General features: G+C 61.6%; 3 protein-coding genes. 2 read left to right on the forward strand and 1 reads right to left on the reverse strand.

All coding sequences use genetic code 11. The features are described from left to right. Window positions 1-9 precede the first annotated feature (9 nt). The gene (locus VL598_RS02905) at window positions 10-5,568 is read left to right on the forward strand and encodes a trifunctional serine/threonine-protein kinase/ATP-binding protein/sensor histidine kinase (RefSeq protein WP_414718643.1); all 5,559 of its coding nucleotides are present in this window, start codon (window positions 10-12) and stop codon (window positions 5,566-5,568) included. Window positions 5,569-6,065: 497 nt separating this feature from the next. Here the strand turns inward: VL598_RS02905 and VL598_RS02910 are convergent, their stop codons facing one another. Beyond that, window positions 6,066-6,947, reverse strand: a complete 882-nt coding sequence (locus VL598_RS02910) for an EamA family transporter (RefSeq protein WP_325325203.1) — start codon at window positions 6,945-6,947, stop codon at window positions 6,066-6,068. A 653-nt stretch (window positions 6,948-7,600) separates the two neighbouring features. On the opposite strand from VL598_RS02910, the gene VL598_RS02915 reads away from it, so the two are divergent. After that, the coding region (locus tag VL598_RS02915; RefSeq protein ID WP_325325205.1) for an MFS transporter at window positions 7,601-8,790 on the forward strand (1,190 nt) is incomplete at its 3' end.

Genomic DNA, 8,790 nt, shown 5'->3' on the forward strand with positions numbered 1-8,790 from the left:
GGCCACCGGGTGGATCCGTCTCTGCGGTTTGCGGCGCTTGGCGATAGCGGCTTTCAGGTGTTATGGGAGGACGGCGAACGCGCACTCTGCCGGACGGGGTGGCGGATGGCTGACGGCGGGCGCAGCGCGGTGCTTGCCGCGCAGCCCACCGCCGAGCACCCGACCTTGGCGAGCCTGGAGCGCCTCGCGCACGAGTACCGCTTAAAGGACCAACTCGACAGTGCGTGGGCGGCACGGCCGCTGGAACTGGTGCGCGAAGGCGGTCGCACGCTCCTGCTGTTCGAGGACCCAGGCGGCGAGCCGCTCGCCGGCCTCCTGACGGCGCCTTTGGAAACGGGGCGCTTCTTGCGCCTAGCTATCAGCATCGTCACCGCACTCGCGAAAGTGCACCAGCGTGGCCTGATCCACAAGGACCTCAAGCCGGCCAATATTCTCGTAGACGCGAACGGCGAGGTGCGGTTTACCGGCTTTGGCATTGCGTCACGCCTGCCCAGCGAGCGGCAGGCACCCGAGCCTCCGGAGACCATCGCTGGCACGCTCGCCTATATGGCCCCCGAACAGACCGGGCGCATGAACCGCTCGGTCGATGCGCGCAGCGATCTCTACGCATTGGGCGTCACGCTTTACCAGATGCTCACGGGCACCCTGCCTTTCACCGCCGGTGATCCCTTGGAGTGGGTGCACTGCCATATCGCGCGCCGTCCGGTCCCGCCCGCGAAGCGGCTTGCGAGCGTGCCGGGGGCCGTCTCGGCCATTGTCATGAAGTTGCTCGCCAAGACCGCCGAGGAGCGCTACCAGACCGCGAACGGCGTTGAGCACGATCTGCGGCGGTGTTTGGATGAGTGGGAGCGCCACGGTCGTATTGACCGTTTCCGGCTGGGCAAGAAGGACACGCCCGACCGCCTGCTGATCCCTGAAAAACTATACGGCCGCGAGCGCGAGATCGCGGCTCTCCTTGCCGCGTTCGACCGCGTGGCCGCGAGCGGCGGACCGGAACTCGTACTGGTGTCCGGCTATTCCGGCATTGGCAAGTCCTCGGTGGTCAACGAGTTGCACAAGGCGCTGGTGCCGACGCGGGGGCTCTTTGCCGCCGGGAAGTTTGACCAGTACAAGCGCGACATCCCTTATGCGACGCTCGCCCACGCGCTCCAGGATCTCGCGCGCTCGCTGCTGGGCAAGAGCAATGATGAACTGGTGCCTTGGCGCGAGGCGCTGCGGGAGGCACTGGGGCCGAACGGCCAGCTGATGGCTGACCTCATCCCCACGCTGGGGCTGCTGATCGGCCCGCAGCCACCGGTGCCGGAGCTGCCGCCGCAAGACGCGCAGCGCCGTTTCCAGCTGGTGTTGCGCCGCCTGCTGGGCGTGTTCGCCCGGCCGGAGCATCCGTTGGCGTTGTTCCTGGACGATTTGCAGTGGCTGGATGCGGCGACTCTGGACCTGCTCGGCGATCTGACGATCCAGTCGGACGTGGGATCGTTGCTGCTGTTGGGCGCGTTTCGGGACAACGAAGTGGGCCCGACCCATCCGTTGGCGCGTCACCTGAAGACGATCCGGCGCTCGGGCGGACGGGTGAGCGAGATCGTGCTGTCGCCCCTGACGCGTGCGGACGTCGGGCGTCTCGTTGCGGACGGGCTCCGGTGCACCCCTAAGACGGTGGCCCCCCTGGCGGACCTGGTTTACGCCAAGACCGGTGGCAATCCGTTCTTCACGATCCAGTTTCTGACCGCCTTGGCCGAGGAGAAGCTGCTCGTCTTCAGTCCCGGGGCGGGACGCTGGTTTTGGGGGCTGAAGCGCATCCTCGCCAAGGGCTATACCGACAACGTGGTGGAGCTGATGGTGAGCAAGCTCGTCAGACTGCCACCGGAGGCGCAGGAGGCCTTGCAATGGCTGGCCGCACTCGGCAACACCGCGGACTTCGCCGAGCTCGCGTTCATTCTGGGGCGATCCGCCGAGTCGATCGATGCCGCGCTTTGGGCGGCGGTGCGGGCGGGCCTGGTGCTTCGTGGGGACGAAACCTACGCTTTCCTGCACGACCGGGTTCAGGAGGCGGCCTACTCGTTGATCCCCGAGGCGGCGCGGCCCGAGCGGCACCTGCGCATCGGCCGAATCCTCTCGTCCAGTCTGCCCGCCGAGCAGGTCACCGAACGGATCTTCGATATCGTCACCCAGCTCAACCACGGCGCTGCGCTCGTCGACGCGCCTGACGAGCGCGAACGCATCGCGGAGCTCAATCTGCGCGCCGGCGAACGCGCCAAGGCCGCTGCGGCCCATGCCGCGGCCCTCACTTACCTCGCTGCCGGGGCGAGGTTGCTGGCGGATGACCGATGGGAGCGGTGTTACGAACTCACGTTTGCGCTCGAGTACCACCGTGCTGAGTGCGAGCTAGTGACGACAGACCTGGCCGCGGCGCAAGAGCGGCTTACGCTGCTGGCCCAGCACGCGAGGAACCTCGTTGACACCGCCGCCGTCGCTTGTCTGTGTATGACCCTTTACACGACAATGGACCGGAGCGACCTCGGTGTCGAGGTATGCCTCGATTACCAACGCCACAGAGGCACCCACTGGTCGTCGCATCCCACCCATGACGAGGTCAGGCAGGAATACGAGCAAATATGGCGTCAGCTCGGTGACCGTTCGATCGAAGCATTGATTGACTTGCCGCTCATGAATGACTTAGAGGCCCGCGCGAACCTCAATGTGCTAATCGAGGTCGTGACGTCAGCCATGCTCACCGACAAGAATTTGATCGCTCTGGTGATTTGCCGGATGGTCAATATCAGCCTCGAACATGGCAGCAGTGATGGATCGTGCTTCGCTTATATCTGGCTTGGCATGATTTTGGGGCCGTACTTTGGCGATTACCAGACAGGATTCCGATTCGGCCGGCTCGGCTACGATTTGGTGGATAAGCGCGGGCTGCATCGCTATCAGGCTCGCGTTTACATGTCCTTCGCGACGATTGTCATGCCTTGGACGCAGCCCATCCAGAGCGGCCGGGCGTTGGTGCGTTGCGCCTTTGACATCGCAAACAAAACCGGCGACTTCACCTTTGCGGCGTATAGCTGCAGCCACCTCGTCACGAATCTGCTCGCCGCTGGCGATCCGCTGAGCGAGGTGCAGATAGAAGCCGAGCACGGGCTTGAATTCGTTCAGAAAGCTCAGTACGGGACGATGATCGGCACGCTCGTTGCCCAGCTCGGTCTGATCCGGACGCTGCGTGGCCTGACGTCCAAGTTTGGCTTCTTCAATGATGAACGGTTCGACGAGAGCCGGTTCGAACATCATTCGCAGAATGATCCGCGTGTGGGGTTTGCAGGGTGCTGGTATTGGATTCGCAAGTTGCAAGCGCGCGTCTACGCGAATGATTGCGAGTCTGCCCTCGAGGCGGCATCGAGGGCGCAACAGCTGCTTTGGACGTCGACGTCATTCTTTGAAATGGCTGAATATCACTTTTATGACGCGCTCGCGCGAGCAGCGCAGTGCGACGTGGCATCGGCCGATGAACGAGCTCGGCATCGGGAGGCCCTGGCCTCGGACCACCATCAGCTCGAGACGTGGGCCGAGAACTGTCCGGAAAACTTTGCAGATCGCGCGGCGTTGGTGGGCGCCGAGATGGCCCGCCTTGACGGCCGCGATCGGGATGCGATGGACCTTTACGAAAAGGCCATCCGCTCGGCCCAGGACAACGGCTTTGTCCACAACGAGGCCATCGCCAACGAACGGGCTGCGCGCTTCTACGCCCAGCTTGGCTTCAAGACGATTTCCTATGCGTATCTTAGAAACGCCCGCTACTGCTACGCGCGCTGGGGGGCCGACGCCAAGGTCAGGCAGCTCGACCAGTCCTATCCTCGGCTCAAGGATGATCTGCCCGCTGTCAGGCCGACCGACACCATCGGGACGTCCGTCGACCAGCTCGACCTCGCGACGGTGATCAAGGTCTCGCAGGTCGTTTCGGGTGAGATCGTCCTCGTTAAACTGATCGATGCGCTTTTGAGAACCGCACTCGAGCAGGCCGGCGCTGAAAGAGGGCTGCTCGTTCTGGCGCGTGAAGGGGAGCCACGACTCGAGGCGGAAGCCACGACCCGCGGCGATATGGTTCGGGTGCAGCTATGCGACCAGCCCGTGGCGAATGTGCTGCCGGAGTCGGTCCTTTACTATGTTCTGCGCACCGCAGAAAGCGTGATCATTGATGATGCCGCGACTGACTCCCCGTTTGCCGCCGACCCTTACATCCGGCAGCGGCGGGCGCGCTCTATTCTGTGCCTGCCGCTGCTCGCGCAGACCAAGCTGATCGGCGTGCTCTACCTGGAAAATAGCCTTGCGCCCCGCGTGTTTTATCCAACGCGTATAGCGGTGCTGAAGCTGCTCGCCTCGCAGGCCGCGATCGCGCTGGAGAACGCCCGTTTGTACCGCGACCTCGCCGAGCGCGAAGCGAAGATCGGGCGCCTCGTCGACGCGAACATCGTCGGCATCTGCATTTTTGATCTCGAGGGTCGGATTTTTGAAGCCAATGACGCGTTTCTGCGTATCGTGGGCTACGAGCGTGACGATCTGAGAGCGAGACGTCTGCGCTGGACGGAGCTCACCCCACCTGAGTGGCTCGAGCGCGACAGGCTGGAGTGGGTGCCCGCACTCAAGGCGACGGGGACATTACAGCCTTTCGAGAAGGAGTACTTCAGGAAGGACGGCAGCCGTGTGCCGGTGCTCATCGGCGTGGCAATGTTCGAAGAGCATGGGACCCAAGGTGTCGCGTTCGTGCTCGATCTGAGCGAGCGCAAACGGGCAGAAGCGGATCTACGCGAGATGCAGACGGAACTTGCGCACGCGAACCGCGCCGCGACAATGGGGCAGCTGACGGCCTCGATTGCCCATGAGGTCAAGCAGCCGATCGGCGCGGCGGCGGCTAACGCTGCGGCCGCCTTACGCTGGCTCGGTGCCAAGCCGCCGAATGTCGATGAAGCGACAGATGCGCTCGAGCGCATCGTCGCTGACGCGATGCGGGCCGGCGACATCATCGGGCGGATTCGCGATCTCATCAAGAAAGCGCCCCCGCGTCAGGACAGCGTCGACATCAACGAGGCAGTCTGTGAAGTGATTGAGCTCACGCGTGGCGAAGCAGCGAAATACGGCATCTCCGTGCAGACAACGCTCGGCGAGCATTTGCCTCTTGTTCCCGGAGACCGCGTGCAGTTGCAACAGGTGATGCTCAACTTGATCGTCAACGCCATCGAAGCCATGAGCGCAACGAGCGAGGGACCGCGCACGTTGCGCATTGGCACGGCCGCAGACTCCGGTAACAGCGTATCGATCGCCGTCGCGGACTCCGGTCCGGGACTGGCCGCCGATGGGATCGACCACGTCTTCGATCCGTTTTATACGACTAAGGCGAGCGGGTTGGGCATGGGCTTGTCGATCTGCCGCTCGATCATCGACACGTATGGGGGACGACTCTCAGCGCAACCGAATGTGCCGCGTGGCGCCGTGTTTCAGTTCACCTTGCCTGTTTGCGCGGAAGTCGCCGCACCGGATGGAGCCGGCGTTGATCCGGATGCACCGCCGACGCGGTGAAACCGGGGCTCGCTTGGCCTTATCCCAACGGGGTGGAGCGCACACCATGGATAACTACTGAGACGGAGCAACGCACTCGAGCAGCGGCGACATGCCCCCGTCGATTTATCGAGCAAACGTCCTTGTCGTCGACGCGCAGTGGCAAGCTGATGCTGTCTCCCTTTTTGACGTCGCATTTGCAGTAGGCCACCTGGTTCAGCACCGTGCAGCTAGAGGTCGCGCAGAGCGCGTATGTCTGCCCCTTGCAGATCTTGAAGAATCCAGAGGGAGCCGCGCCGGAGGGGATCTCAGGCGCAGGGATGCTTGCCCGTGGACAGGGGCTCGTTCACCCGAATCGAGCATGTTGGTGAGTCGATAAATGCGTGTGCGTCAACACAAGGGCAGCCGAACTTCGCGAGCTAGTTCACAACAACTGGCTCGAACAATCGTGCCTTAAGTATCTTCATAAATGGCGCCGTTTTTTTATGATCGGCTTATAAAACGGTCACTACCCGGATTCAACGCCCCGAGACCAATCGCTGCAGCAAGGGGCCACCAAACACGTTAACGGCCAGTCCCGCCATCACAAGTGCTGCGCCTGTAGCCTGCGCGACGCTCAATTGCTCACCGAGAAACGCTGACGCCGAAGCAAGGCCGACGATCGGTACGAGCAGTGAAAACGGCGCAACCTGCCCGGCCGGGTAGCGTGATAGCAACCGGCTCCAGAGGCTATAGCCGAGCAGCGTCGCGACAAATGCAAGATAAACGATGGCGAGCACCGACGAAGTGCCGATACGCGAAAGAGCCATCGCGATGCGTTGCGGCCCCTCGAGTGCATACGAGAGCGCCAAGAATGGCAGCGGGGGAATCAGGCTTGCCCAAACGACGAGCCCAACAAGATCAACCTTGCCGACCTTCTTCACGATGATGTTGCCCAAGGCCCATGAAACGGCCGCGCACAGTGTCAGCATGAAGCCAACGGCGCTCATCGCATGGTTGCCGTGCATGCCAATCACCATGAGCCCTGCCGCAGCGATCGCCAAGCCAAGTGCGTTTTGGGATTGAAGACGCTCGTGCAGAAACAGTGTTGCGAAGCCGAGCGTAAAGAATGCCTGCGCCTGCAGAACGAGCGACGCGAGGCCAGCCGGCATGCCAACGTACATCGCCGAGAAAAGAAACGCGAACTGAGCGAACGAGATTGTCATGCCGTACGCCAGCATCCAGCGCCACGGCAATTGCGGGCGTTTGACAAAGAAAATGGCCGGGAACGCCGCAACCATGAAGCGCAGCGCGCCGAGCAGCATCGGTGGCACGCCATTAAGGCCAACTTTGATCACAACAAAGTTCACGCCCCATGCGAGAACGATAACCAGTGCGAGCAGCAGGTCCTTTCGCGACATTCTTTCCCCTTTTAGTGAGTCATGGAAGACGCCAGCCATGGTGACAGCGATTCGCGTTCCATGCATCAACCAGCCGGGGTTCGTCACGAACACGTTTATCCCCGCCTCATGGCATGCAAGTATTGCCTCGCTACTGGTAGTAGCCTCGATCCGCGATTGCTGCGAAAGCCGGGTAACAAAATAGAGAAAAAAGAAGTCGCACGCACTGTGCGGTGCATTGTGCGTTAGAGCATAGAAGACGCGTTCGCGAATCGGCTACAAGTGCAGCACGAACAGAAGAAATGTTTAGCCGGGAATTGCGTTCTTAGTTGCTTGGTCGTGGCTTCCCGCTCAGGCCAGCGGTAAGTCATTGCGCCGCCGCTCCCTCCATCAAACTCGGGGCGGTTCGCCGAAGCAGGTGGACGCGGTATTACGCGGCCAACGATATCCGTTAAAAAGAACGCCAGCTGTTTGCGAGGCGCGGCTGCTGCGCTTCGCGCCATGCGTAATGGGCGAGGAAGGGCGGGTCAACAGAATAACCATAACGGACTGCATCGCCATAAACGAATACGAAGCGATGCGCAGAGGAGACAGGAATGACGCAGCAAGTACGCGGGGACGCGGAAGACTACGCACGCCTGCGCCCGGAAGGACAGCGGCACGCCGTGGTCGACATGAATATGCGCCAGCGGTTATGGGGCATTTTCAGCGGTTCAATCGGTAACTTGATCGAGTTTTACGACTGGTTCGTGTACGTCGGGCTCGAGATTTATTTCTCGAAGGAGTTTTTCCCGGCAGACGACCCGACGATATCGCTGCTGAAAACCGCAGCGGTGTTCGCGATCGGCTTCCTGGTCCGACCGATCGGCGGATGGGTACTCGGCATCTACGCGGACCGTCACGGCCGCCGCGCGGCGCTGCTGATTTCTGTTTCGATGATGTGCTTCGGCTCGCTGATGATCGGCCTCACGCCGGGCTATCAGACCATCGGCATTGCAGCGCCGGTGGTCCTGCTTCTCGCGCGCATTCTGCAGGGCTTAAGCATTGGCGGCGAAGGCGGCAGCGCGGCGGCGTATCTCAGCGAAACCGCGCCGAAAGGCCAGCGAGGGTTCTATTCGAGTTTTCTCTATACGACCATTTCGCTCGGCCAACTGCTGGCGATGGGCACACTTGTGTTGATGCAGCAGTTCTTCCTCACGCCCGAGCAACTGCAGAACTGGGGCTGGCGCATCCCGTTCCTGATCGGCGCATTGATCTCCGTGGTCGGCATCCTGCTGCGTCGGAACATGCAGGAAACCGAGTCTTTCAGAAAGCACGAAAAGGGCGCGAAAAAGGTAAGTGCTTTTCGCGAAGCGCTTCGCCACAAAAAGGCGTGTTTGATGGTCTTCGGCCTGACGCTGGGCGGCTCCGTCGGAAACTACGCGTACGCAGCCTATATGCAAAAATTTCTTGTGAATAGCGTGGGCATGCCCAAAACCACCGCGAGCCTGATTTCAGTGCTGTCACTGATCGGCTTCACCGTTTTGCAACCGGTCTACGGTGCGTTGTCGGACCGGATCGGGCGCCGTCCGCTGCTGTTGACCTTTGGCGTGCTAGGCACTTTCGGGACTGTACCGCTGTTCACGTTCCTGAAGGACACACATAGCCCGCTTGTTGCATTTTTCGCCGTGATGGCAGCGCTTGGAGTGGTCGCGATGTATTCGTCGGTCAGCACCATTTCGAAGGCCGAGCTGTTTCCTGTCGAAGTGCGCACGTTCGGGCTGGCCGTGCCTTATGCGGTCAGTGTGTCCGTCTTTAGCGGAACCGTCGAATCCATCGCGCTGTGGACAAGGAAGATCGGACACGAAAGCTGGTTCTTCTGGTA

Origin of the sequence: Trinickia sp., from assembly GCF_035492435.1 — a bacterium.
Classification (GTDB): Bacteria; Pseudomonadota; Gammaproteobacteria; order Burkholderiales; family Burkholderiaceae; genus Trinickia.